The 24,993-nt window shown below is 62.7% G+C and carries 24 protein-coding genes; 18 read left to right on the forward strand and 6 right to left on the reverse strand.

What is annotated here, in order from left to right; all coding sequences use genetic code 11:
• Positions 1-19: 19 nt before the first annotated feature.
• Positions 20-1,582 carry a bifunctional 3-(3-hydroxy-phenyl)propionate/3-hydroxycinnamic acid hydroxylase gene (locus tag H6X51_RS09465; RefSeq protein ID WP_185267299.1) on the forward strand — a complete coding sequence of 521 codons (1,563 nt, stop codon included), beginning with the start codon at positions 20-22 and terminating at the stop codon, positions 1,580-1,582.
• Between the two features lie 47 nt (positions 1,583-1,629).
• On the opposite strand, the gene H6X51_RS09470 is transcribed toward H6X51_RS09465, so the two are convergent.
• Complete coding sequence (locus H6X51_RS09470) at positions 1,630-2,316, reverse strand: GntR family transcriptional regulator (protein WP_185267300.1); 687 nt, start codon at positions 2,314-2,316, stop codon at positions 1,630-1,632.
• Positions 2,317-2,475: 159 nt separating this feature from the next.
• On the opposite strand from H6X51_RS09470, the gene H6X51_RS09475 reads away from it, so the two are divergent.
• The 3 genes from H6X51_RS09475 to arsB are packed head-to-tail and all read left to right on the forward strand — an operon-like array spanning position 2,476 to position 4,378.
• Entirely contained in the window at positions 2,476-2,823 is a 348-nt protein-coding gene (locus H6X51_RS09475) for a metalloregulator ArsR/SmtB family transcription factor (protein ID WP_185267301.1), read from the forward strand.
• Between the two features lie 17 nt (positions 2,824-2,840).
• Positions 2,841-3,317, forward strand: coding sequence for an arsenate reductase ArsC (locus H6X51_RS09480; protein ID WP_185267302.1), 477 nt, complete (start codon positions 2,841-2,843; stop codon positions 3,315-3,317).
• A 2-nt stretch (positions 3,318-3,319) separates the two neighbouring features.
• A complete protein-coding gene (gene arsB / locus H6X51_RS09485; RefSeq protein WP_185267303.1) occupies positions 3,320-4,378 on the forward strand; it encodes an ACR3 family arsenite efflux transporter in 1,059 nt (352 codons plus the stop codon).
• A gap of 101 nt (positions 4,379-4,479) precedes the next feature.
• On the opposite strand, the gene H6X51_RS09490 is transcribed toward arsB, so the two are convergent.
• Entirely contained in the window at positions 4,480-4,824 is a 345-nt protein-coding gene (locus H6X51_RS09490) for a 4a-hydroxytetrahydrobiopterin dehydratase (protein WP_185267304.1), read from the reverse strand.
• Between the two features lie 166 nt (positions 4,825-4,990).
• Between H6X51_RS09490 and H6X51_RS09495 the strand changes: the two genes are divergently transcribed.
• Positions 4,991-5,458, forward strand: a complete 468-nt coding sequence (locus tag H6X51_RS09495) for a hypothetical protein (protein ID WP_185267305.1) — start codon at positions 4,991-4,993, stop codon at positions 5,456-5,458.
• 135 nt (positions 5,459-5,593) lie between these two features.
• A complete protein-coding gene (locus H6X51_RS09500; protein WP_185267306.1) occupies positions 5,594-7,828 on the forward strand; it encodes a TonB-dependent siderophore receptor in 2,235 nt (744 codons plus the stop codon).
• 123 nt (positions 7,829-7,951) lie between these two features.
• Here H6X51_RS09500 and H6X51_RS09505 read toward each other — a convergent pair whose 3' ends face one another.
• Positions 7,952-8,704, reverse strand: a complete 753-nt coding sequence (locus H6X51_RS09505) for an outer membrane beta-barrel protein (RefSeq protein WP_185267307.1) — start codon at positions 8,702-8,704, stop codon at positions 7,952-7,954.
• Between the two features lie 186 nt (positions 8,705-8,890).
• On the opposite strand from H6X51_RS09505, the gene H6X51_RS09510 reads away from it, so the two are divergent.
• Positions 8,891-9,697 carry a methyltransferase gene (locus H6X51_RS09510; protein ID WP_185267308.1) on the forward strand — a complete coding sequence of 269 codons (807 nt, stop codon included), beginning with the start codon at positions 8,891-8,893 and terminating at the stop codon, positions 9,695-9,697.
• Here the strand turns inward: H6X51_RS09510 and H6X51_RS09515 are convergent.
• The 3 genes from H6X51_RS09515 to H6X51_RS09525 all read right to left on the reverse strand — a co-directional run bounded on the left by H6X51_RS09515 (position 9,657) and on the right by H6X51_RS09525 (position 12,526).
• On the reverse strand, positions 9,657-11,000 hold the full coding sequence (locus H6X51_RS09515; RefSeq protein WP_185267351.1) for an MATE family efflux transporter: 1,344 nt from the start codon (positions 10,998-11,000) through the stop codon (positions 9,657-9,659). The genes H6X51_RS09510 and H6X51_RS09515 overlap by 41 nt on opposite strands.
• Before the next feature lie 156 nt (positions 11,001-11,156).
• Complete coding sequence (locus H6X51_RS09520; protein WP_185267309.1) at positions 11,157-11,528, reverse strand: translation initiation factor Sui1; 372 nt, start codon at positions 11,526-11,528, stop codon at positions 11,157-11,159.
• Positions 11,529-11,539: 11 nt separating this feature from the next.
• Positions 11,540-12,526, reverse strand: coding sequence for a DUF2333 family protein (locus H6X51_RS09525; protein WP_185267310.1), 987 nt, complete (start codon positions 12,524-12,526; stop codon positions 11,540-11,542).
• 120 nt (positions 12,527-12,646) lie between these two features.
• On the opposite strand from H6X51_RS09525, the gene H6X51_RS09530 reads away from it, so the two are divergent.
• The 11 genes from H6X51_RS09530 to purD all read left to right on the forward strand — a co-directional run bounded on the left by H6X51_RS09530 (position 12,647) and on the right by purD (position 24,928).
• Entirely contained in the window at positions 12,647-13,492 is an 846-nt protein-coding gene (locus H6X51_RS09530) for a CvfB family protein (protein ID WP_185267311.1), read from the forward strand.
• A gap of 79 nt (positions 13,493-13,571) precedes the next feature.
• Positions 13,572-15,365: a protein-disulfide reductase DsbD gene (gene dsbD / locus H6X51_RS09535; protein ID WP_235991290.1), complete on the forward strand. Its 1,794-nt coding sequence runs from the start codon at positions 13,572-13,574 to the stop codon at positions 15,363-15,365.
• Positions 15,366-15,764: 399 nt separating this feature from the next.
• Positions 15,765-16,208 carry a type II 3-dehydroquinate dehydratase gene (gene aroQ / locus H6X51_RS09540; RefSeq protein WP_185267313.1) on the forward strand — a complete coding sequence of 148 codons (444 nt, stop codon included), beginning with the start codon at positions 15,765-15,767 and terminating at the stop codon, positions 16,206-16,208.
• Positions 16,209-16,241: 33 nt separating this feature from the next.
• Positions 16,242-16,700 carry an acetyl-CoA carboxylase biotin carboxyl carrier protein gene (gene accB, locus H6X51_RS09545; RefSeq protein WP_185267314.1) on the forward strand — a complete coding sequence of 153 codons (459 nt, stop codon included), beginning with the start codon at positions 16,242-16,244 and terminating at the stop codon, positions 16,698-16,700.
• 19 nt (positions 16,701-16,719) lie between these two features.
• Complete coding sequence (gene accC, locus H6X51_RS09550; RefSeq protein WP_185267315.1) at positions 16,720-18,060, forward strand: acetyl-CoA carboxylase biotin carboxylase subunit; 1,341 nt, start codon at positions 16,720-16,722, stop codon at positions 18,058-18,060.
• Positions 18,061-18,205: 145 nt separating this feature from the next.
• Entirely contained in the window at positions 18,206-19,096 is an 891-nt protein-coding gene (gene prmA / locus H6X51_RS09555; protein WP_185267316.1) for a 50S ribosomal protein L11 methyltransferase, read from the forward strand.
• A 60-nt stretch (positions 19,097-19,156) separates the two neighbouring features.
• On the forward strand, positions 19,157-20,356 hold the full coding sequence (locus H6X51_RS09560) for a zinc-ribbon and DUF3426 domain-containing protein (RefSeq protein ID WP_185267317.1): 1,200 nt from the start codon (positions 19,157-19,159) through the stop codon (positions 20,354-20,356).
• Between the two features lie 154 nt (positions 20,357-20,510).
• Positions 20,511-21,497, forward strand: a complete 987-nt coding sequence (dusB, locus tag H6X51_RS09565; protein WP_328795650.1) for a tRNA dihydrouridine synthase DusB — start codon at positions 20,511-20,513, stop codon at positions 21,495-21,497.
• A 38-nt stretch (positions 21,498-21,535) separates the two neighbouring features.
• The gene (gene fis, locus H6X51_RS09570) at positions 21,536-21,820 is read left to right on the forward strand and encodes a DNA-binding transcriptional regulator Fis (protein WP_256582169.1); all 285 of its coding nucleotides are present in this window, start codon (positions 21,536-21,538) and stop codon (positions 21,818-21,820) included.
• 70 nt (positions 21,821-21,890) lie between these two features.
• Entirely contained in the window at positions 21,891-23,498 is a 1,608-nt protein-coding gene (gene purH / locus H6X51_RS09575; protein ID WP_185267319.1) for a bifunctional phosphoribosylaminoimidazolecarboxamide formyltransferase/IMP cyclohydrolase, read from the forward strand.
• Positions 23,499-23,647: 149 nt separating this feature from the next.
• The gene (gene purD, locus H6X51_RS09580; RefSeq protein ID WP_185267320.1) at positions 23,648-24,928 is read left to right on the forward strand and encodes a phosphoribosylamine--glycine ligase; all 1,281 of its coding nucleotides are present in this window, start codon (positions 23,648-23,650) and stop codon (positions 24,926-24,928) included.
• Positions 24,929-24,993 lie beyond the last annotated feature (65 nt).

Here is a 24,993-nt window from a genome sequence, read left to right on the forward strand (position 1 = left end):
AAGAAGACTGGAGACAAATATGGATTACGACCTGATCATTGTCGGCATGGGCCCCGTAGGTGCCACAGCCGCCAACCTCGCCGGTCAATGGGGCCTGAAAACGTTGGCGCTCGATAAGAGCGATGTGGTCTTTGAAAACCCCAGAGCAATGGGGTTCGATCAGGAAGTCATGCGCACGTTCGATAATATCGGCATCGCAGATACTATCGCTTCCCATGTCATGCCTTACCGCGCGTCCCATTATCTGAACGCACAGGCTCGGCTGATCCGTCATATCGATGCAGCCAAGCCGCCCCACCTGCTGGGCTGGGCGCCCAATTATGTATTCACTCAACCGCCAGTGGAAAAGGCCATTCGCGCCAATCTCGGCCAGTTCCCCCACGTAGATGTTCTGCTCGGCACCGAGGTGATTGATGTACAGCAACAGGGGGCTGCAGTATCAGTGCAGATACGCAGCAAGGACGGTGAAACCCGCGACCTGAGCTGTGCCTATGTTCTGGCCTGTGATGGCGGAACCAGCCCGATTCGGACCCAACTGGGACTGCAGATGGAGGACCTCGCGTTTGACGAGCCCTGGCTGGTAGTCGATGTCCTGCTCAAGGAGGGTGCCGGTGAATCACTTCCGACCACCAACGTGCAGTACTGCGAAACCGCACGACCTTCCACTTTTGTCATCGGGCCCGGCCGTCATCGACGCTGGGAGTTCATGATAAACCCCGGTGAGACCCCAACAGACATCTCCCGCCCAGAGGCTATTCAACACTTGATCTCCCGTTGGCTGCCAGCGGCGGACTATGACATCTGGCGCGCCTCAACTTACCGTTTCCACGCCCTGGTACTGCAGCAATGGCAACGGGGTCGGGTGTTCTTCCTGGGCGACGCAGCGCATATGACTCCGCCCTTTCTCGCCCAGGGCATGTGTCAGGGCATCCGTGACGCGGTCAATCTGCTCTGGAAAATCGCCATGGTTCATCGCGGTAATGCGGCATCCACCCTTCTCGATAGCTACCAGAAGGAGCGAGCACCCCATGTGCGGCGTACTACTGAGGTCGCTAAGGAGCTGGGACAGATCATTTGCGAAAGAGACCCGACAAGCGCCGCAGAACGTGATCACCGATTGCTGCAGGGGATGAATACAGCGCGGAGCTATACCGTACGCCAAGCCCTTATTCCGGGACTGCAGGATGGCCTTATTGCAGACAGCGGACCAGCCGGAGAATTGTTCCCCCAGCCGCAGGTAACCAACAGCGATGGGAAGGTGGATCTGCTTGACCGTTTCACTGGCCAAACCTTCCGTCTGGTGATTGCCAGTGCCTTCCCCGATAGTCGAGAGCTGTTGCACAACCTTCAGCACAATCTGAATGGCCATGACCTGCCGATCACCGTTGTGCAACTGACAGATTCCACACCCCTGGCACCGGAGCAGTTTCGGGAACATCATGGACTGCTGAAGCAATGGATGACGGAAAGGGGCTGTCAGGTATTACTGGTGCGGCCGGATCACTACCTGTACGGCGGCGCCGAATCGCTGCAAGATGCCATTTTGCTGCTTGAGCGCCTTCTCGGAGATCTGCACAACTGACGTGAGAACAGAGTCCGACGATGCTCTTGCGGGCATCGTCGGCTCAGTCATTGCAGAGTGGTATTGTGCTGACGAAGTACCGCGGCCACATTGGTCAGTGTTTTACCGATATGCATCCTCAATAACCCGACAGCTTTGTCAATGTCACGTGAGAAAGCGATATCCATCAACTGCTTGTGCTCGTCACCCTTGTGACGTGCAACAGTGCGATGCAGCGCAGAAAAGCGGCGATAGCGTTCTGCCTGATTGAACAGTGAATCAACCATGCGCAGCAGTTGAGGAGAGGGACACGCAGAAAACAAGGCGAAGTGGAACGCCTTGTGTCTAGCCGACCATTCATCATCCAGCGCTACAAAGGCACCTTCAAGCTTCTTTTCAACCAGCCCCAGACGATGGTACGCGCCAAGAACCTCAGCCTCCCAGGCATCGTCACCATAGCGAATAGCGTCGGCCAGCGCTTCGCCCTCCAGCAACTGGCGCAAGCGGGTAATCTCCTGAAAGTTCTCCAGCGAAAGCCCGGCAACTCGAAAGCCCTTGTTCTCGCTTGATTCAACTATGCCTTCCTGCGTCAATCTGTTCAGCGCTTCACGAATAGGCGAACTGCTCAGACCATAGCGTTGCGACAACTCCGCAACCTTCAATTTTTCACCGGGAGGCAACTCGCAACAGATGATCGCCTGCTTCATTTGCTGCAGGGCGACTTCGATCAATGAGCGGCTAGCTACGTTTGACATTCAGGTATGCCTAATTTAATTGCAATGAATGAAATTTTATGCGCAAAAATTATTTTATGCAATTTCATTCTACCCTCAGGCATGAAATCACCTTGTTGTTTACAATACATATGAATATCCATATATTCGGTTTTCCATATATCCAAGTGAGCAGTTCCCATGCTGTCCCCCACCACTGTTTTCAAATGCCTGGCTGACGACACCCGCCTACGCACCATGCTGCTGATCGCCGAGGAAGGCGAACTCTGCGTATGCGAGCTGACCTGTGCCCTTGACGAAAGCCAGCCGAAGATTTCCCGCCACCTATCGCAACTGCGTAACTGCGGCCTGCTGGAAGACCGGCGCCAGGGGCAGTGGGTCTATTACCGCCTGCAGCCAGGTCTGCCGGGCTGGGTAGTTGGGGTCATTCAGGTCACCCTGGATGCCAATCGCCACTGGTTGGAAGCCGACCATAAGCGCCTGGAACAAATGGGCGACCGCCCCGAACGCGCAACTCTCTGCTGTTGAATATGAAGGATCACTCTATGAAAGTGCTTTTTCTCTGCACCGCCAATAGCTGCCGCAGCATTCTCTCGGAAGCCGTGTTCAATGCCATGGCGCCTGCCGGCTTCAAGGCCTTTAGCGCGGGCAGTTTTCCCAGTGGCCAGGTTCATCCACTGAGTCTGAAGACGCTGGAGCGGGCCGGTATTACCACCGATGGTCTGTACAGCAAGTCCAATGACGCCCACCAAACTCTGGCTCCCGATGTTGTCATTACCGTCTGCGACAAAGCCGCCGGTGAAGCCTGCCCGGTGTTCTTCGGCCCGGCAACCAAGGCCCACTGGGGGCTGGCCGACCCGTCTGAACTGGATGGCAGCAGCGAACAGCTCGATGCCGCCTTCGATCAGACCGTGGCGATTATTCGTACACGGGTCAGAGCTTTCCTCGCCCTGCCCTTCAAGCAGTTGAGCCCGGAGCAACTAAAGACTGAGCTGACAGTTATCGGCTGTCTGGGAGACTGAGCATGAGCAACAGTCGTCTGTCCTTTCTGGATCGCTATCTGACTCTATGGATATTTCTGGCCATGGGCGTAGGTATTGCGCTGGGCAATCTGTTTGCAGGTTTTCCCGATTGGTTGAACAGCCTGTCGGTAGGCTCGACCAACATTCCCATCGCCATCGGTCTGATCGTGATGATGTACCCGCCACTGACCAGAGTGAAATACGAAGAACTGCCGCAGGTGTTCAAGAACAAGCGCATTTTAGTATTGTCGCTGGTGCAGAACTGGGTGATCGGCCCGGTACTCATGTTTGCGCTGGCTGTGATCTTTCTACGCGATTATCCCGAGTACATGACCGGTCTGATCCTCATTGGTCTGGCCCGTTGTATTGCCATGGTGCTGGTGTGGAACCAGATTGCCGGCGGCAGCAATCAATATGTTGCCGGGCTGGTGGCATTCAACAGCCTGTTCCAGATTCTGTTTTTCAGCCTGTATGCCTGGATTTTTCTCGGCTTGTTGCCGCCGCTATTTGGTTTGCAGGGCAGCATTATCGACATCAGCTTTATCGAGATTGCCAAATCAGTACTGATCTATCTGGGTGTGCCCTTTCTCGCTGGCTATCTGACCCGCAAATGGCTGATCAGCCGCAAGGGCGAAACCTGGTTCGAGCAACGCTTTATCCCGCGTATCAGCCCCCTGACGCTGGTTGCGCTGTTGTTGACCATCGTTGCCATGTTCAGCCTCAAGGGTGACATGGTGATGCAACTGCCGCTGGATGTAATCCGTATCGCCATCCCGTTGACCATCTATTTCGTGGTGATGTTCTTCATCAGTTTCTGGATGGGCAAATTACTGCAAGCCGACTATCCGCGCATCACTGCGCTGGCCTTCACCGCTGCCAGCAACAACTTCGAGCTGGCCATTGCGGTTGCCATCGCCACCTTCGGCCTCGCCTCACCCGTGGCCTTCGCCACGGTGATCGGTCCCCTGGTGGAAGTCCCGGTACTGATTTCGCTGGTCGGCGTAGCCTTGTGGCTCAAACGCCGCTGGTTCGAACAACCCACCGCCATTGCCCAGGAGTGAACATGCAGGATATGTCATTACCCAATCTGCAGCAGGGTCAATCAACGCTCGATCTGAGGCATGGTCAGGCGTAGCGCAGGCGCGCTACACCCCGATGTGCATCAGCCAGCCGGAGCCAACTGATCGGTACGCGCCGCCATGATGAAGTCATTGCGGTGCAGCCCGCCGATCTTGTGCGTCCACCAGGCCACCCCGACCTTGCCGTATTCCAGCAGCAGGGCCGGGTGATGGCCCTCGGCCTCGGCCAGCTCTGCCACCCTGTTGGTAAAGGCCAGCGCGGCGGCAAAATCCTTGAAGTGGAACTCGCGCCACAACTGCTCTACCCCCTCCACTTCCCGCACCTGCCAGTCGGGAATCTGCGGCTGCAGCTCCCGGCGCTCCTGCCCAGTCACCTTTGGCGCGTCCGCCCGGCAGGCATCGCAATGCTGCTCTGTCAGCTTGGTCATTCTCTGTCTCCATAACGTGTTCTCACTCCCTCCAGATTAGATCATCTCGCCTCAGGCAACCTACCGGCACTACGTCGGCTTTTGGCCGCAGCGACTGGAGCAGCGCGCATTCATGGCCAACACTGTAGGGAGTACCCTTCCCGCGACCCGACATGGAGCAAGCAAGATGACCGCCAACGCAGCCTCTGGCCAATCCGGCATCGACACTCTCACCGGTGCCCGCGATCTCAGCCATTTCGAGCGCCGCAGCTACAGCGGCGACCAGGCCGAGCAGGCCGCCTTCGAACGCATGGTCGAGCTGAGCAAGCAGGTCGCCCGGCATCTGCGCGCCGAGGGACCTGGCGTGGTTGCGGTGATTGCCGGCCATGTGTGCTGGGTATCACCGCTGTTCACCGCCGCCGAACCGCTGGTCTCGGCCCTGGGGCCGGACCTGGAGCGCACCGAGTTCACCTATGCCTTCTTCCCCTCCCATACCGATGATCTCACCGCGGAGGAGCTGGAGGACATTGCCGATGCGATCCAGCTGTGGCTGGATAACCGGGATTTTCGTCAGTTGGATCAGGATATACTGGACAAGGCATTACCGATCATCATCGAGCGCTGGACTGATGATGATTGCCGGCATCTGATCTGAGGCAGACTACCAGTGCGCAGGTATGCGCCACATTGCCAACATTAAAATAAATGCAAATCATTATCGATATCTGTATCATTCCTTCCCCTCGATACACCCACAGCCCGCCTCCGCCGCGGGACGGAAGGAATATCAATGAGCCACTCTGCACACCAGTCTCGTCATCCACGCCACCTTGCCCTGCTCTCGCTGCCCCTGTCCATCACCCTGGCGCTACCGGCGCTGGCAGCCGAAAGTGACCCGCCCGGCGCGGAAACCGGTGTGGTTCTGCAGCCCATGTATATCGAGGGCGCGCTGGGCAATGCCCTGGGTGAAACCGAGGGTTACCGCGCCACCCACAGCAGCGTGGCCACCAAGACCAGCATGCCGCTGTTGGAAACCTCCCAGAGCGTATCGGTGGTCACCCGCCAGCAGATGGACGACCAGGGCGCGCAAAGCGTGGCCCAGGCCCTGCGCTATACACCAGGACTGATGAGTGCGCCCTATGGCGCGACCAGCCGCTATGACTACGTGGCCATGCGCGGCATCACCGACGGTGCGGTGGACAACCTCTATCTCGACGGCCAGAAACTGCTGGGCGACAGCGGCACCTACAGTACGCTGCAGGTCGATCCCTGGTTCGTCGAACGCATCGATATCCTCAAGGGGCCATCCTCGGTGCTCTACGGTCGCAGCCTGCCGGGTGGGCTGGTGGCCATGACCAGCAAGAAACCGGGCTATGATCAGCACCGTCAATTGCAGCTGTCCTATGGCAGCCATGACTACAAGCAGGCGGCCTTCGACATCGGCGCCCCGCTGGATGAAGCGCGGACGCTGAACTATCGGATGGTCGGTGTGGTACGGGATGCGGCCAACCAGGTGGACGACATCAAGAGCGAGCGTTTCGCATTGATGCCCTCGCTGAGCATCGACTTCACCCAGGATACCCGCCTGACCCTGCTGGCGATGCTGCAGCATGACCCGGAGGGCGGTTACCACGGAGGCCTGCCGGCGGAAGGCTCGGTCACCTCGCGCAATAGTCAGCGCATCTCCCGCAGCTTCTTCGAGGGCGACAAGGATTACGAGAAGTTCGAGCGCCACCAGTACATGCTCGGCTATCAGCTGGAGCACCGCTTCAATGACGTGGTGTCCGCCCGGCAGAACTTCCAGTACCTGGACTCGACCGTCGAATCCGGCCAGGTCTACCAATATGGCTACGTTTCCGGGACCGACGGATTAGACCGCTACTACACGGGCGCTGATGAGACGGTGCATGCCTGGAGTGTGGACAACCAATTGCAGTTCGAATTCGAGACCGGGGCACTGTCTCACACCCTGGTCACCGGCCTGGACTACCAGCGCCGCAAGACCAAGGTCAGTTACGACGCCGGTAACAATCTGCCACCCATAAACCCGTTTACCGGTGCAATCAGCCCGGCAGCACCGGTGTTTTACCACCAGTATGACGAGGCCCGCACGCTGAAGCAGACCGGCCTGTATATCCAGGACCTGATCAGCCTGGACAACTGGCGGCTATCGCTGGGCGCACGCCAGGACTGGGTCGATGTCGGCTTCGACCAGACCCGTTCGATGTATGGCGACCAGGGCGCCGATGCGCGTATCCGTCACTTCTCCGGGCGCGTCGGCCTGCTGTACGCCTTCGACAATGGCCTGTCACCCTATGCCAGCTTTTCCCAGTCATTCAACCCTAATGCCACGGCTGCCTATAACTACGACGAGGACGATGAACTATACAGTCTCGCCCTGCTGAAGCCGACCGAAGGCGAGCAGACCGAAATCGGCCTGAAGTTCCAGCCGCAGGGCACCCAGGACCTGTATACCATCGCCCTGTTCGACCTGACCCAGTCGAATCTGGCCAACAAGGATTCCGGTGAATTCTTCTACCGCGCGGTTGGCGAGATCACCTCGCGCGGCGTCGAGCTGGAAGCCCGCTTCAAGCCCATCGAGCCGGTCAACGTGCTGGCCAGCTACACTTGGATGGACGTGGAGTACTCGAAGGACTTCACCGGCGCCGCCGAGGTCAACAACCGTGGCAATACACCCAACGCGGTGGCACGCAACATGGCGGCGCTATGGGCCGACTACAGCTTCGCTGGCGGCCCGCTGGCCGGGCTGCAGCTCGGGGCCGGGGCGCGCTATTTCGGCAAGAGCTGGGCGGATGCGGAAAATACCCTGCGCATCCCCTCGCATACCCTGTTCGATGCCTCGATCGCCTATGACCTTGCTCAGCTTGGCATGCATGGGCTCGGCCTGCGGGTCAACCTGAACAACCTGACCGACGAGACCTACGTGGCCGCCTGCAACAGCCTGACCCAGTGTTACTACGGCGATGAGCGCAACGTCATGGCCACCCTCACCTACGACTTCTGACCAGTCTGTTGGCGCAAGCTGCAGGCACGAAGGGCACGCCTGCGTCGAACGGCCCTGTAACGGACAATCCCGCAGCTACCGGCCCGGTAGGCTGCGGGATCGTCGTTTCAGCACCCTGCGGATTTAGAACACCATCCCGAGCTTGACGCCGAACTCGTTGCTTTCCAGTTCGGTGTTGGCGGCCAAGGTGTTGCGGTTCTTCAATTCATAGTTGGTCTGGGTGTAGTAGAGACCGGCAGTGACCGGCACACCGAAACCGCGATCCCAGAGGAAGTTCAACTCCGCGTAGGGGTTGTACTTGTTCTTCAGGTCGGCCGTCTCGCTACCAACGCCCTCGAGCTTGACCTTGCCTTCACCTTCGATGCTGTAGCGCGTACCCACTTCCAGACGGGTGGTCAGGGTATCGCCCTGGTGATGCCAGCCAATGGCAGCCTTGGCGAAGGGACTCTTGTTGCTCAGCTCGACATCACCACCACTGCGATCCATCTCGAAGCGGCTCCAGTCATAGCCAGCACCGATCAGCAGGTCAAAATTGCTGTTGTCGGTCAGCGGCATGCGCACGCCGAGATCGAGGTCCGCCCGTGCATCCTTGATCTTGTTATCGCTGCTCTCTTCGCCGTAACGGGCATCCGCACCGAGCTGGAAGATCATGCCCGGGCCGCCGGTCATCTTGTTACCGTAGTTGTAGAAGATACCAGCCTTGCCGACGTTCTCGTCGCGACCATCGACATCATCGTTGTCCGAGTTCATCTCATAGTTATTGTAGGCAGCGATGATACCCAGGTTAGATACCGGTCCTTCCGCAGCCATGGCATACATGGGGCTCAGTATCAAACCCACAGTCGAAGCCTTGATCAGAGTCGTGCTAAGGCGCATAAGGAATTCCTCTTTGGTTTTTGCCTGAATACCGTCGGACAGAGGCGATTGCCAATAGTTCGACTTTTTTGCATCAGCTCAAGCGGTTAGGCTTGGAAGTTCAAGCCGTCTGATATACTGCCGGGCCGCTGGTCGCCTGGCTTTGCGCGATCCAGCACCCGATCAGTGCAGGGGTTTGAATTTTTCATGGCCGACCGTTACTTCGATCAGTTGGGCAGTCATTTCGCCCGCAAGATCTACTCCAGTCCCAAGGGCGCAATCCGTCTGGCGGTGCTGACCCGCGACCTGCAGGAATGGCTGCCGGAGATCGACGCCGCAGGCCAGCCGCTGCGAGTGCTGGATGTCGGTGCCGGGCTGGGACATATCAGCGAATGGTTGCTGCAGCGCGGCCACAGCCTGACGGTGTGCGATCCATCCGCGGAAATGCTCGACGCCGCCAGCAGCCGGCTGAATGACCTGCCACGGGCAGCCGGCCAGACCCTGGAGTACCTGCAGCTGCCGTTGCAGCAACTGCCCGAGCGCGGCCAGCATCATGATCTGGTCATCTGCCATGCGGTGCTGGAGTGGCTGGCCGACCCGGCCGCCGCCCTGCATTGCCTGCGCCAGCTGGTGCATGACGGCGGCGCCGTGTCGCTGGCCTTCTACAACCGCGACGCACTGATCTACAAGAACCTGATCAAGGGCCAGTTCCGCAAGTTGCAGCGCAACCAGCTGGCCGGTGAAGGCAAGCGCAGCCTGACACCACAGCAGCCGCTGGACCCGCGCCAGGTCCGGCAGTGGATCAGCGACGCCGGCTTCACCGGCCTGCATGAAACCGGGGTGCGGGTATTCCATGACTACATGCCGGAACCCTTCAAATCCGAGGCCGATACCGCCCAGGTAGTGGAGCAGGAACTGCTGTACAGCCGCCATCCGGCCTACCGGCACCTGGGACGCTATCTGCATTGCTGGCTCAGGCCGGCATCCAGCGATCCCGCCGCCACAGCCAGATGAACCAGCCGCCAAGTAGCGCGCCGCGCGCCAGCATGAACAGATAGAAACCCAGCCAGACACCATGATTGCCGCTGTCGCGCAGCAGCCAGGCCGCCGGCAGGTAGATCAGCACCACCGCCAGCAGCATGGCGTTGCGCATCGCCCGGGCGCGGGTGGCACCGATGAACAGCCCATCGAGCAGATAGCTCCACACCGCCACCAGCGGCATCCAGGCCATCCACGGCAGGTAGGCGAAGGCCACCTGGCGGATCGACTCGACGCTGGTCAGCAGGCTGATGATCTGCCCGCCGAACAGGTTGAACGCCAGCACGAAGCCGATGCCCACCAGCAACGACCAGGCGGTGCTGACCACCAGCACCCGCTTGAGCGCCAGTCGGTTGCGCTGGCCCAGGGCGTGGCCGCCCAGCGCCTCGACCGCATGCGCCAGTCCATCCAGGCCGTGGGAGGTGAGCAGCAGGAAGTTCAGCAGCACGGCGTTGGCAGCGACCACCGAGTCACCGAGACGGGCGCCCTGCAACACCAGCAGGTAGAACACCGCCTCCAGCGCCAGGGTACGGATCAGGATATCGCGGTTGACCTTGATCAGCGGCGCCGCGCCACGCAGCCACAGCGCATCGCGCCAGGGCATCAGGCCGGGATAGCGCGCCAGCACCGGCCGCAGCAGCCACAGCCCCAGCGCCAGCCCGGCATAGTCGCCGATCACCGTTGCCCAGGCCGCTCCCGCCACACCGAAATCCAGCACCACCACGAACAGCACATCCAGCAGCACGTTGGTCAGGTTGACGGTGATCAGCAGATACAGCGGCGCGCGGGCGCGCTGGGCGCCGATGAACCAGCCGACCAGTACGAAGTTGGCCAGCGCCGCCGGCAGGCTGACCAGGCGGATATTGAAGTACAGGCGCGCCTGTTCCAGCAGCTCCGCGCTGCTGTCGAGAAAGTACAGCCCCGCCGCCAGCAGCGGCTCGTGCACCAGCCATACCAGCAGCGCCAGCAAGACTGCCAGCCACAGCGGCTGCAGCAGCACCAGGCGCAACTTGTCGCCGTCATCCGCGCCGCAGGCCTGGGCCGCGAAGCCGGTGGTGCCCATGCGCAGGAAGCCCGCCGCCCAGAGGATGAAGGTCATCAGCGTGGCACCCACTGCGACCCCACCCAGGTAGTGAGCACCATCCAGGTGTCCGACCACGGCGGTATCCACCAGGCCGACCAGCGGCACGCTGATATTGGACAGGATCATCGGCGTCGCCAGCGCCCACACCTGGCGATGGGTGGGACGATGGCGCGCAGCGGAGAACAGACCGGACAGGGTCACGGAGCAGACAGCGCTCTGATGCCTGCCTGGACCGAGTGTGGCACCCCGGCCCATGGTCGGGTGCTACGCCGGCGTGTTCCTGAAGCCTGTCGTCGAGCGGGCGCTCGACAACCCGGAGCGGGGACTGTTACGGGACTTGCGGTCACGGCATCAACCACCGGCCCGCTTGGTCTTGAAACCCTCGGCGGCCAGCCAGTCGCACAGCATGTCGGCGCGGTCGCCCTGGATTTCGATCACTCCGTCGACCACCGAGCCGCCGCAGCCGCAGCGCGCCTTGATGCGCTTGGCCAGCGACTTGAGTTCATCGGCGGGCAACGCCAGGCCACTGATGGTGGTCACGGTCTTGCCGCCACGGCCCTTGGTCTCGCGGCGCACCCGCGCCACGCCGTCACCGGCGGGCACCTGCGGCTGGCCACAGTGGCAACTGTCGACCGGCTGCCGGCAGTCCGGGCACATGCGCCCGCTGTCGGTGGAAAACACCAGCCCGCCAAGCGAGCCGAATCCTGTCTGACGCTTGCTCATCGCACCTTATCTCAACCCTGTTGCAGCAGACGACGCAGGTCGATCAGCCCGGCGTTGGCGCGCGACAGGTAGTTGGCCATCACCAGCGAGTGGTTGGCCAGCACGCCGAAGCCGCCGCCGTTGAGGATCACCGGACTCCACATGGCCTGCTGGGTGGCTTCCAGCTCGCGGATGATCTGGCGCAGGCTGACCAGCGCGTTCTTGTTGTTCAGCACCTCGGCATAGTCCTTCTCCACCGCGCGCAGCAGATGCACCAGTGCCCAGGCGCTACCACGTGCCTCGTAGAATACGTTGTCGATTTCCAGCCAGGGCGTGCGGGTACGCTCGCGGCCACCGTCGGTCAGCGGCGTGCGCGCCACACTGGCCGACAGCCGCTGGGACAGCGAGCCCAGGCGGGTACTGACATCATCGATCCAGCCGGCCAGGTTGTCGGCACGGGCATAGAAGCTGGCGTTACCGCTCTCCAGCCGGGTGATGTAGCTGTTCAGCGCCTTGATGCCATCGCGATACTCGCTTTCGCTGGCCGGCATGGCCCAGCTGTTGTGGTCGAAGTGAAAGCGCGGTTCGGCACGGGCCAGGTCACGATCCTCGGTGGACTGGGACTGCGAGCGGGCCATGTCACGGCGCATCGAGCGGGTCATGTCGCGTACCTGCACCAGTACGCCGAATTCCCAGCTGGGCATGTTGTCCAGCCAGATGCCGGGCGGGGTGATGTCGTTGCTGAGAAAGCCACCGGGCTTGTCCAGCAGCGTACTGGCCAGCGCCTGCAGCGTACGCGCGGTATGCGAGCCGGTAGTCAGCATCTGGTTGTTGCCCACCGGCAGCACGGTCAGGTCCTCGAGATCCGGCTCCCGGCTCCAGTACCAGCCGACCAGCACACAGATCAACAGATAGGCAATCAGCGCAATGCCGACGATCTTGCCCAGCAACCGGCCATTCTCGCTATCGAAGCGGTCCGCCAAGCCACCGGCACCCTGCGTACGTCTGAAAAATTTCATCGACCTCTCCCCTCTCACTGTGCAGCCGCAAGCATATCACCTGTGCCAGCGCATCACACCGCGCAAGCACCGGGAACAGGCCCTATAATAGCCGCTCCCGACCACTCAGGATGGACTTTCATGGCCGCCATCGGACATTTCAACAACCTGCCGATCGTCAAGCACACCGGCTTCGGTCTTTATCTCGACGGCGGGCCGCATGGCGAGATACTGCTGCCCAATCGCTATATCCCCAAGAATGAGCCCACCGAGGTGGGCGACTGGCTGCGGGTATTCATCTACCGCGACAGTGAGGACAAGCTGATCGCCACCACCCAGTCGCCCAAGGTCAAGGTCGGCGAATTCGCCAGCCTCAAGGTGGTCGAGATCACCCGTGTCGGCCTGTTTCTCGACTGGGGTCTGCCCAAGGACCTGCTGTTGCCCCACTCCGAGGAAAAGCGCCCGCTGCAGGTCGGTGATTACTGCGTGGTCTACGTCTACCTGGACAAGCACAGCGAGCGCATCACCGCCACCGCACGCCTGGATCGCCACCTGGACAAGACCCCAGCCCATTACCAGGTCGGCGAAGCGGTCGATCTGCTGATCGTCGAACCCACCGACCTGGGCTACAAGGCCATCATCAACCACCGCCACTGGGGCCTGCTGCACAAGAACGAGGTGTTCAAGTTCATCCGCGGCGGCAAGCGCGAGCGCGGCTATATCCGCGAACTGCGCGCCGATGGCAAGATCAGCCTGAGCTTGCAGCCGGTAGGCCGCGACGCCGCCGACCAGCTGCAGCAACTGATCCTGCAGACGCTCGAAGAGCACGACGGTGTACTGCCCTTGAGCGACAAGAGCCCGGCACCGGAGATCGCGCGCCTGTTCGGTGTCAGCAAGGGCAACTTCAAGAAGGCCATCGGCGGTCTGTATCGCCAGGGACGCATCGTCATACATCCCGACCGCATCGAGAGTGTCGAGCGCAGCTGAAAAATCTGGCGGCAGTTTGTCACTGGCATTAAGCGCGCCAGGCCTTATCATGAGCGACAAACTCCCTACGGATATGCCTATGCTGTTTCAACGCCTGTTGCTGGTTTTCCTCCTGCTCGTCAGTGGCTCCGTGCTGGCCCAGTCGCCTTCGAACAACGCCGCGCTGGGCAGCCTGTTCGGCAATGTCGGCAGCAGCAGCGCCACCCAGTTCCTGCCGGTGCATGAGGCCTTCCGCCCCGGCATCGTCGAGGCCCGGGCCGAGCGTATCCAGCTGCAGTTCGACATCGCTCCCGAGTATTACCTGTACCGCCACCGGTTGAAGTTCGAGCTGCTGGGTGGCGATGGCCAGATCAGCCAGACCCACCTGCCGGACGGCATCCACAAGACCGACGAATTCTTCGGTGACGTCGAGGTCTACTACACCAGCCTGGAGGTGCGGCTGGATATCGCGCCAGGCAGCACCCCGGCCAGCCAGCTGCGCGTCGAATACCAGGGCTGTGCCGATGCCGGGCTGTGCTACCCGCCGGAAACCGTGCTGTTCGACCTGCCCGGCGGCAGCGCTGGCGGCGCAACGGCGGGCGACCCGGCCAGCCGCGGCGACCAGTCGCTGTGGTGGTCGTTGCTGCTGCTGTTCGCCGCCGGCCTGGCACTGACCTTCACCCCCTGCGTGCTGCCGATGGTGCCGATCCTCACCAGCATGGTGCTGGGTCGCGCGGACATCAACCGCCCGCGCGCCTTCGCCCTGTCGCTCAGCTACGTGCTGGGCATGGCGTTGACCTTCGCCCTGGTCGGCGCGCTGATCGGCCTGTTCGGCGCGGCGCTGAATATCCAGGCGCGCCTGCAGTCGCCCTGGGTGCTCGGCGCCTTCGCGGTGTTCTTCGTGCTGTTCGCCCTGGCCATGTTCGATGTGTTCAACCTGCGCCTGCCGGCCTTCATCCGCGAGCCAGCGGAACGCCTTGGCAGCCGCACCCAGGGCGGCTCGATTCCCGGCGCGGCACTGATGGGCGTGCTGTCCTCCCTGGTGGTCTCGCCGTGTATTTCCGCACCGCTGGCCGGCGCCCTCATCTATATCAGCGCCACCGGCGATGCCCTGGGCGGCGCCCTGCGGCTGTTCGCGCTGGCCATCGGCATGGGCGTGCCACTGATCCTGGTGGCGATGTTCGGCAGCGCACTGCTGCCACGCTCCGGGCCCTGGCTCAACCAGGTCAAGCAAGCCTTCGGCTTCGGCCTGCTGGCGGTGGCCATCTGGCTGCTCGAGCGGGTCATTCCGGGCCCGCTGAGCCTGGCATTGTGGGCCGCACTGGCCGCTGGCATCGCCGTGCAACTGGGCCTGTTCGAGCGTGGGCCGCGCAGCGGTATCGGCCGCGCCGGCCAGACCGCTGCGCTGCTGCTGGCCATCTATGCCGCCGCGGCGCTGTTCGGCGCCCTGTCCGGCGCCTCCGACCCGCTGCGCCCGCTGCAGTCGCTGACCACCGGCACAGCGCAACCGGCCACTGATGGCGGCAGCTACTTCAACAAGGTGTCCAGCGCCGCCGCCGTTCGCCAGCAACTGGCCCAGGCCAGGGAGCAGGGCCTGCCGGCGATCGTCGAGCTGTCCGCCGACTGGTGCATCAGTTGCAAGATCATCGAACGGGAAATTATCAACCACCCCAGCGTACGGGCCGGCCTGGATGGCTTCGTGCGCATCCAGCTCGACGTCACCGACAATACCGCCGAGCAGCGCGCCTGGCTGACCGAACAGCAGCTGTTCGGGCCACCGGCGTTCCTGTTCTATGACAGCGCCGGGCAGGAGCAGGCGCAGTTGCGCATTCAAGGGGAAGTGCCGCGCGAGACCTTCATTCGGCATATGGAGGGGGCGCTGGGGGCGGGGTGAGATTGCTGCTTCCCCCCTCTCCCCCAACCCCTCTCCCGCAAGGGGAGAGGGGAGCAAAACAGTGATCGCTGGTAACTTCTGTGAAAAGACTGATGCCATGACTCCCATTAAGTCTTGGAGTCATGATCAACAACCACCTTGCAGATCAGCGAGGTTCTTCAACAATATTCGAACATGCGCAACCGATATTGCCGGCTTGCACAATCAACCCCCCTCTCCCCCTTGCGGGAGAGGGGTTGGGGGAGAGGGGGAACCACCCAACTTCCCCAAAAACCCAGCCATCATGCAGTCATCTGATGACATTCCACTGCTTCTGGACAGCCCTTTGTTAATCCGGCAAACTCTGCGCTCATCAATGACCACCGAGTCAATCGCCAACGCCGCCATGGAATATCGCTGATGGCCAGTATCCTGCTCCTGCACGGACCCAACCTGAACCTGCTCGGCACCCGTGAACCGGGCGTCTACGGCTCGGCCACCCTGGAGCAGATCAACACCCGTCTGGCCGAACAGGCCCGGCAGGGTGGGCACCGTCTGCAGAGCCTGCAGAGCAATGCCGAGCATGAACTGATCGGGCGCATCCATGCCGCCCGGGACGAAGCGATCGATTTCATCATCATCAATCCAGCTGCATTCACCCACACCAGTGTGGCAATACGTGACGCGTTGCTGGCGGTGAGCATCCCATTCATCGAAGTGCATCTTTCCAACGTGTACCGGCGAGAGCCTTTCCGTCATCACTCCTATTTCTCGGACATTGCCGAGGGCGTGATCTGCGGACTGGGAGCCGAGGGCTATGCCCTGGCCCTGCAGGCGGCCATACACCGCATCGAACAAAACTGAAACGACCAACATTGCCCTGGAGCGCAAGAATCAATGGATATCCGCAAAGTAAAGAAACTCATCGAACTGCTTGAAGAATCCGGCATCGACGAGCTGGAGATTCACGAAGGCGAGGAATCTGTCCGGATAAGCCGCCATAGCCAGAAAGCCGCCATGCCGCAACAGTACTTCCAGGCCCCGGTAGCCGCTGCCCCTGCTCCGGCAGCAGCCCCGGCACCCGCCGCACCGGCCGCCGAAGCCGCGCCGGCCGAGCCGTCCGGTCACCTGGTACGCTCGCCGATGGTCGGCACCTTCTATCGCTCGCCCTCCCCCGAGTCGCCCTCCTTCGTCGAGGTCGGCCAGACCGTCAAGGCTGGTGATGTACTGTGCATCGTCGAGGCGATGAAAATGATGAACCATATCGAAGCCGACAAGACTGGCGTCATCCAGGCCATCCTGGTCGACAATGGCCAGCCCGTGGAATTCGATCAACCCCTGTTCAGCATCGCCTGAGCCCGACCCGGAGGCTGCGATGCAGAAAGTACTCATAGCCAACCGCGGCGAAATTGCACTGCGCGTCATCCGCGCCTGCAAGGAGCTGGGGTTGAAGACCGTGGCAGTGCACTCCACTGCCGACCGCGAACTCATGCACCTGGCCATGGCCGACGAAACCGTCTGCATCGGCCCGGCTGTTGCCACCGAGTCGTACCTGAACATTCCGCGCATCATCAGCGCCGCTGAAGTGACCGGCGCCGACGGCATCCACCCCGGCTACGGCTTTCTCGCCGAGAATGCCGATTTCGCCGAACAGATCGAGCGTTCCGGCTTCACCTTCATCGGCCCCAGCGCCGAGGTGATCCGTCTGATGGGCGACAAGGTCTCGGCCATCGCCGCGATGAAGAAGACCGGCGTGCCGACCGTGCCCGGTTCCGACGGCCCGCTGCCCGATGATGAGCAGGAGTGCCTGAAGATCGGCCACCGCGTCGGCTACCCGGTGATCATCAAGGCCGCCGGCGGCGGCGGTGGTCGCGGCATGCGCGTGGTGCACAAGGAAGAGGATCTGATCAAATCGATCCGCCTGACCCGCACCGAGGCCGGCGCTGCCTTCGGCAACCCGATGGTCTACCTGGAGAAGTTCCTGACCAACCCGCGTCACGTGGAAGTTCAGGTACTGTCCGACGGCCAGGGCCATGCCATCCACCTGGGTGACCGTGACTGCTCGCTGCAGCGCCGTCACCAGAAGATCATCGAGGAAGCACCCGCTCCCGGTATCGACGAGAAGGCCCGTGCCGAAGTGCAGGCCCGCTGCGTGCAGGCCTGTATCGACCTGGGTTACCGTGGTGCCGGCACCTTCGAGTTCCTGTACGAGAACGGCCAGTTCTTCTTCATCGAGATGAACACCCGGATTCAGGTCGAGCACCCGATTTCGGAAATGGTCACCGGTATCGACCTGGTCAAGGAACAGATCAAAGTGTGCGCGGGCCAGCCGCTGAGCCTGACCCAGGACGACGTGGTCATCCGCGGTCATGCCATCGAGTGCCGGATCAACGCCGAAGACCCCAACACCTTCATGCCCAGCCCCGGCACCGTGAGCTTCTTCCACGCCCCCGGCGGCAACGGCGTGCGGGTAGACTCGCACCTGTACAGCGGCTACAAGGTACCGCCGAACTACGATTCGCTGATCGGCAAGCTGATCACCTACGGCGCTACCCGCGACGAAGCCATGGTGCGCATGCGCAACGCCCTGGACGAGCTGGTGGTCGATGGCATCAAGACCAACACCCCGCTGCACCGGGAACTGGTACGTGACGCCGAGTTCTGCAAAGGTGGAGTGAATATCCACTACCTGGAGAAGAAACTCGGCATCAGCTGACAAGCTGCAAGCTGCAAGCTGCAAGCTGCAAGCTGCAAGCTCACAGAGTATGATGTACGTTTTGGGGAGCGACCTGTCGCTCCCCTTGTCTTTTCTGCTTCGCGCTAGTCGCTGACAGCTTGAAGCTCTTCCGAAGGAAGCCCCTATGCCCTGGCTGCAACTGCGTCTTGCCATTACCCCCGATCAGGCCGAGCCGATGGAGGATCTGCTGCTGGGGCTGGGCGCGGTCTCGGTGACCTTCATGGATGCCGAGGACCAGCCCATTTTCGAGCCGGACCTGGGCACCACGCCGCTGTGGTCACACACCCACCTGCTGGCCCTGTTCGAGGCCGACACCGAGCGTCAGGCGCTGATCGAGCAGTTGCGCCAGCTGTGGCCGCAGGCGCTGCCCGAACACCAGTTCGAGGATATCGCCGACCAGGACTGGGAGCGCAGCTGGATGGACAACTTCCAGCCGATGCGCTTCGGCCAGCGCCTGTGGATCGTCCCCAGCTGGCATGAGGCACCGGAGCCCGAGGCGGTCAACCTGCTGCTGGACCCCGGCCTGGCGTTCGGCACCGGCACCCATCCGACCACCGCCCTGTGCCTGGAGTGGCTGGACAGCCAGGACCTCGACGGCCTGCAGGTGATCGATTTCGGTTGCGGCTCGGGCATCCTGGCGATTGCCGCCCTGCTGCTCGGCGCCGAGCAGGTAGTCGGTACCGATATCGACCCCCAGGCGCTGGAGGCCTCGCGTGACAATGCCCGACGCAACCAGTTGGCCGATGAGCGCCTGCCGCTGTACCTGCCGGCGGACATGCCGGCCGAGCCGGCCGATGTGCTGGTCGCCAATATCCTCGCCGGCCCGCTGGTCAGCCTGGCCCCGCAATTGACCAGCCTGGTCCGGCCTGGTGGACGCATCGCCCTGTCCGGAATTCTCGCCGAGCAGACCGGGGAGATTATCGCCGCCTACCGCGATGCCTTCGAGCTGGACCCGGTAGCCGACAAGGACGGCTGGATCAGGGTCACTGGCGTGCGCCGCGACGTGGCGCCATGAGCCACTTGCCGGCACAATATGGCGCACGCCCATTCACTGCCTGACAAGGATTCCGCCCGCATGAGCGAGCTGCTGGTCACCCAATGCCCCTATTGCCAGACCCGCTTCCGGCTCACTGCGGAGCAGCTGAATGTGGCCGCCGGCAATGTGCGCTGCGGCGCCTGCCTGGAGGTGTTTCATGCCGGTGATGCGGCTGCCGCCATGCAGCAGGATCTCCCGGCGCGTGCCGAACCTGATCCAGCGCGACCCTCCAGCCTACTGCAAGATGACCTGGACGAGCCAGACCTGGCCGCCCTCGGGCTGGACGAATCGATCATCGACGAGGTCAACCCCACCGGTATGACCGGCCACCGGCAGTCAGGGCTGGAAGCGGCACTGCCCGCCAGTGATGACCAGCCGCCCACCGAGATCGACACGCCCTCGCCCGCCGAGCCGTTCGCCGACCTGCACGAGGATTTCCTCGCCACCCCGCCGGCCCGGGATTTCGGCCCCGACTTCGATCACAACCGGCTTGGCGACCAGGACCTGGATGCCGACGGCGAAAGCCATGACGATCACGACATCTTCGATCGCGATCGACCGACGACAACAGCGCCAGCCGATATCTCCCCGGCCCCTGATCGGCAGCACGAAGAACAGTCGCCCACTGTCGACACCCAGCCGGATCTGGCCGACGCGCCAGCGGCCGACAACCCGCAGCCGGAGCGGCGCGAGCCGCAGCTCACTGCGCTGCGCCTGGAACTGCTGGAGGAAGAGCTGCTGAGCGGGCCGCCAGCCCGCCCCCGGCAACGCACCTGGCTATGGAACAGCCTGTGCCTGCTGGCCCTGCTGGTGCTGGCCGGGCAGTTCTTCTACTACAACTTCGATGCCCTGGCACGTGACCAGCGCACCCGCCCACTACTGGAGAACCTGTGCCTGATCGCTCGCTGCGAGCTGCCGGCCAGGGTCGACATCAGTCGTATCCGCAGCGCCAACCTGCTGGTGCGCCAGCACCCCGAGTTTCCCAACGCCCTGGCGATCGACGTGATTCTCTACAACCGCGCGGATTTCGAGCAGCCGTTCCCGGTATTACAGATGCACTTCACCGATGCCGGCGGACGGGAAGTCTCCGCGCGCAGCTTCCGACCGGAGGAATACCTGTCCGGCGAGCTGGCCGGAGTACGCCTGATGCCGCCACAGACGCCGATCCATGTCGGACTGAGCATGCTCGACCCCGGCCCCCAGGCCAGCGGCTACCGACTCGAGTTTCTCAGCCCCTGACCGGCAGCTGGTCAAATATCAGCCAGACAGTCTTTATATGGTCATCGGTAGCAGGTATGATAGCGGCCCTCTTCACTTTTCTGACCCTGCCCGAACATGTCCTGCGGTTCCGGGGCATAACCCATTGACCACCGAGTACAGGGATGGACCAGCAGTGATCAGTATCGGACCTCACCAACTCACCAGCCGCGTCATACTGGCCCCCATGGCCGGTGTCACCGACCGCCCGTTCCGCCGCATGTGCCGTGAGCTGGGCGCCGGGCTGGTGGTCTCGGAGATGGTTACCAGCGATACTCGCCTGTGGCACAGCCGCAAGTCCCGTCAGCGCCTCGACCACAGCGGCGAACCCGGCCCGCGCTCGGTGCAGATCGCCGGTGGCGACCCGCAGATGATGGCCGAGGCCGCCCGCATGAACCGCGACAATGGCGCGCAGATCATCGATATCAACATGGGCTGCCCGGCCAAGAAGGTCTGCAACAAGGCCGCCGGCTCCGCCCTGCTGCGTGATGAACGACTGGTGACCGAGATCCTCGAGGCGGTGGTTGGCGCCGTGGATATCCCGGTCACCCTGAAGATCCGCACCGGCTGGGACCCGGCCAACCGCAACGGTGTCAGCATCGCGCGTATCGCCGAGCAGAGCGGTATCCAGGCCCTGGCCGTGCATGGCCGCACCCGCAGCGAGCTGTATACCGGCCAGGCTGAGTACGACACCATCGCGCAGATCCGCCAGGCGATATCCATTCCGCTGTTCGCCAACGGCGACATCGACTCGCCGGAGAAGGCCCGCCAGGTACTCGAGCACACCGACGCCGATGCGGTGATGATCGGCCGCGCCGCCCAGAGCCGGCCGTGGATCTTCCGCGAAATAGAACACTACCTGAGCCACGGCCAGCACCTGCCCGAGCCCGGGCTGGCCTGGCAACAGTCGCTGCTGCTGCAGCACCTCGAAGCCCTGCACCAGTTCTACGGTCCCGAGCAGGGCGTGCGCATCGCCCGCAAGCATGTCGGCTGGCAAGTGCAGTCGCTGCCCGGCGCCGAGGATTTCCGCCGCAGTTTCAACCGCATGGATTGCGCGACCCAGCAGCGTCAGGCGATAGAGCAATTCTTCAACCGCTTGATGGACAGAGGCCTCGCGGCATGAATGACCTGAACACCTCCCAGATTGACGGAAAGCTACCCGTGACCGAGACCACCGACCCCGATCTGTCCGTACGCCCAAGCGACGCACTGGCCGGCCCCCAGACACTGCGCGACAGTGTGGAACAGGCGCTGAGAAACTATTTCGAGCACCTGGACGGCCAGGATGTCACCGATGTGTACAACATGGTGCTGGCGGAAATCGAAGCGCCGCTGCTGGAAAGCGTCATGGACTACGTCCGTGGCAACCAGACGCGGGCCTCGGAAGTGCTGGGCCTGAACCGCGGCACCCTGCGCAAGAAACTCAAACAGTACGGCCTGCTCTGAGCAGGCCGACGCCTTCGCTTGCAGCTGGTAGCTTTGCAGCTGCTTTTCACCAACAGGATATGGACCCAAGATGACCCACCAAACCACCCGCCTGCCGGTACGTCGCGCGCTGATCAGCGTGTCGGACAAGACCGGCGTTGTCGACTTCGCCCGTGAACTCAGCACCCTGGGCGTGGAAATCCTCTCCACCGGCGGCACCTACAAGCTGCTGCGCGACAGCGCTATCGATGCCGTGGAAGTGGCCGACTACACCGGCTTTCCGGAGATGATGGATGGGCGGGTGAAGACACTGCATCCGAAGATCCATGGCGGCATCCTCGGCCGTCGCGAGCTGGACGGCGCGGTCATGGCCGAGCATGGCATCCAGCCGATCGACATGGTGGTGGTCAACCTGTACCCCTTCGCCGCCACCGTGGCCAGGCCCGACTGCACGCTGCCCGATGCCATCGAGAATATCGATATCGGCGGTCCGACCATGGTCCGCTCGGCGGCCAAGAACCACAAGGACGTCGCCATCGTGGTCAACGCCGGCGATTACGCCAGTGTGCTGGCCGCTCTCAAGGATGGCGGCCTGACCTACGCCCAGCGCTTCGACCTGGCGCTCAAGGCCTTCGAGCACACTGCCGGCTACGACGGCATGATCGCCAACTACCTGGGCACCATCGACCAGGGCCGCGAGACCCTGGGCACCGAGGACCGCGCGGCCTTCCCGCGCACCTTCAACAGCCAGTTCATCAAGGCGCAGGACATGCGCTACGGCGAGAACCCGCACCAGAGCGCGGCCTTCTACCGTGAGGCGCAACCGGCCGAGGCCTGCATCGCCACCGCAGTGCAGCTGCAGGGCAAGGAGCTGTCCTACAACAACGTGGCCGATACCGATGCCGCGCTGGAGTGCGTGAAGAGCTTCAGCAAGCCGGCCTGCGTCATCGTCAAGCATGCCAACCCCTGTGGCGTGGCCGTGGTGCCGGAAGATGAAGGCGGCATCCGCAAAGCCTATGACCTGGCCTTCGCCACCGATAGCGAGTCGGCCTTCGGCGGCATCATCGCCTTCAACCGTGAGCTGGATGGCGAGACTGCCAAGGCTATCGTCGATCGCCAGTTCGTCGAGGTGATCATCGCCCCCAGCGTCAGCGCCGAGGCCCGCGAGGTGGTCGCCGCCAAGGCCAACGTGCGCCTGCTCGAATGCGGCCAGTGGCCGGCCGAGCGCCCCCTGGATCTGGACTACAAGCGCGTCAACGGCGGCCTGCTGGTACAGAGCCGGGACACCGGCATGATCACCGAGGCCGATCTCAGGGTGGTGACCAAGCGGGCGCCGACCGAGAAGGAAATCCACGACCTGATCTTCGCCTGGAAGGTGGCCAAGTTCGTCAAGTCCAACGCCATCGTCTATGCCAGCAACCGCCAGACCATCGGCGTCGGCGCCGGACAGATGAGCCGGGTCAATTCCGCCCGCATCGCCGCAATCAAGGCCGAACATGCCGGCCTGCCGGTCGAGGGTGCGGTCATGGCCTCGGATGCCTTCTTCCCGTTCCGCGACGGCATCGACAATGCCGCCGCCGTCGGCATCCGCGCAGTGATCCAGCCCGGCGGCTCGATGCGCGACCAGGAAGTGATCGACGCAGCAGATGAAGCGGGCATCGCCATGGTATTCACCGGGATGCGCCACTTTCGTCACTGAGTAAGGGTGCCGGTCGCGTTGAGGCCAACTACAAGTTCGTCATTGCGAGGAGCGCAGCGACGCGGCAATCCATCGAGCAGACTGCACGGCCCATGGATTGCTTCACCCTTGCAGGGTTCGCAATGACGGAATAAGCAGAGGAAGACAAGATGAACATATTGATTATCGGCAGCGGCGGGCGTGAGCACGCCCTGGCGTGGAAAGTGGCGCAGGATGAGCGCGTCGAGAAGGTCTTCGTCGCCCCCGGCAACGCCGGCACCGCGATCGAGGCCAAGTGCGAGAACGTCGCCATCGACGTGCTGGAACTGGACAAGCTGGCGGACTTCGCCGCCGCCAACGTCGCGCTGACCATCGTCGGCCCGGAGGCACCGCTGGTGGCCGGCGTGGTCGATCTGTTCCGCGAGCGCGGCCTCAAGTGCTATGGCCCGACCGCTGGCGCCGCCCAGCTGGAAGGCTCCAAGGCCTTCACCAAGGACTTCCTGGCCCGGCACGCGATTCCCACCGCCGCCTATGCCAACTTCACCGAAGTCGAGCCGGCGCTGGCCTACCTGCGCGAACAGGGCGCTCCCATCGTGATCAAGGCCGATGGCCTGGCTGCGGGCAAGGGCGTGATCGTCGCCATGACCCTGGAAGAGGCCGAGGCCGCGGTGCGCGACATGCTCGCCGGCAATGCCTTCGGCGCCGCCGGCTCGCGGGTGGTGATCGAGGAGTTCCTGGATGGCGAGGAAGCCAGCTTCATCGTCATGGTCGATGGCGAGAACGTGCTGCCGATGGCCACCAGCCAGGACCACAAGCGTGTCGGCGATGCCGATACCGGCCCCAATACCGGCGGCATGGGTGCCTACTCCCCGGCGCCGGTGGTGACCAACGCGGTGCACCAGCGGGTCATGGATGAGGTCATCTGGCCGACCGTGCGCGGCATGGCCGCCGAAGGCAACGTCTATACCGGCTTCCTGTATGCCGGCCTGATGATCGACCAGACTGGTGCGCCCAAGGTCATCGAGTTCAACTGCCGCTTCGGCGACCCGGAGACCCAGCCGATCATGCTGCGTCTGCAGAGCAGCCTGGTGGAACTGGTGGAAGCCGCGCTGGATGGCAAGCTGGACAGCTGCGACGCCAATTGGGACCCGCGCCCGAGCCTGGGTGTGGTGCTGGCGGCCGGCGGCTACCCCGGCGACTACACCAAGGGCCATGCCATCACCGGGCTGGACCAGGCGATCAGTGCCGACGGCAAGGTGTTCCATGCCGGCACCGCACTGCAGGATGGCCAGGTGGTTACCCAGGGCGGCCGGGTGCTGTGCGCCACCGCACTGGGCGAGAATGTCCGCGCGGCCCAGCAAGGTGCCTACGAGCTGGCGCGCAAGATCAGCTGGGATGGCTGCTTCTACCGCTCGGATATCGGCTACCGGGCGATAGAGCGCGAGGCCTGAGTCCACCCTCTGCGGTCCCGGGGCCCCAGGCCCCGGGATGCTGTCATTCTCGGTTCTCTCCCGCC

Source organism: Halopseudomonas xiamenensis (assembly GCF_014219065.1).
In the GTDB taxonomy this organism is placed as follows: domain Bacteria; phylum Pseudomonadota; class Gammaproteobacteria; order Pseudomonadales; family Pseudomonadaceae; genus Halopseudomonas; species Halopseudomonas xiamenensis.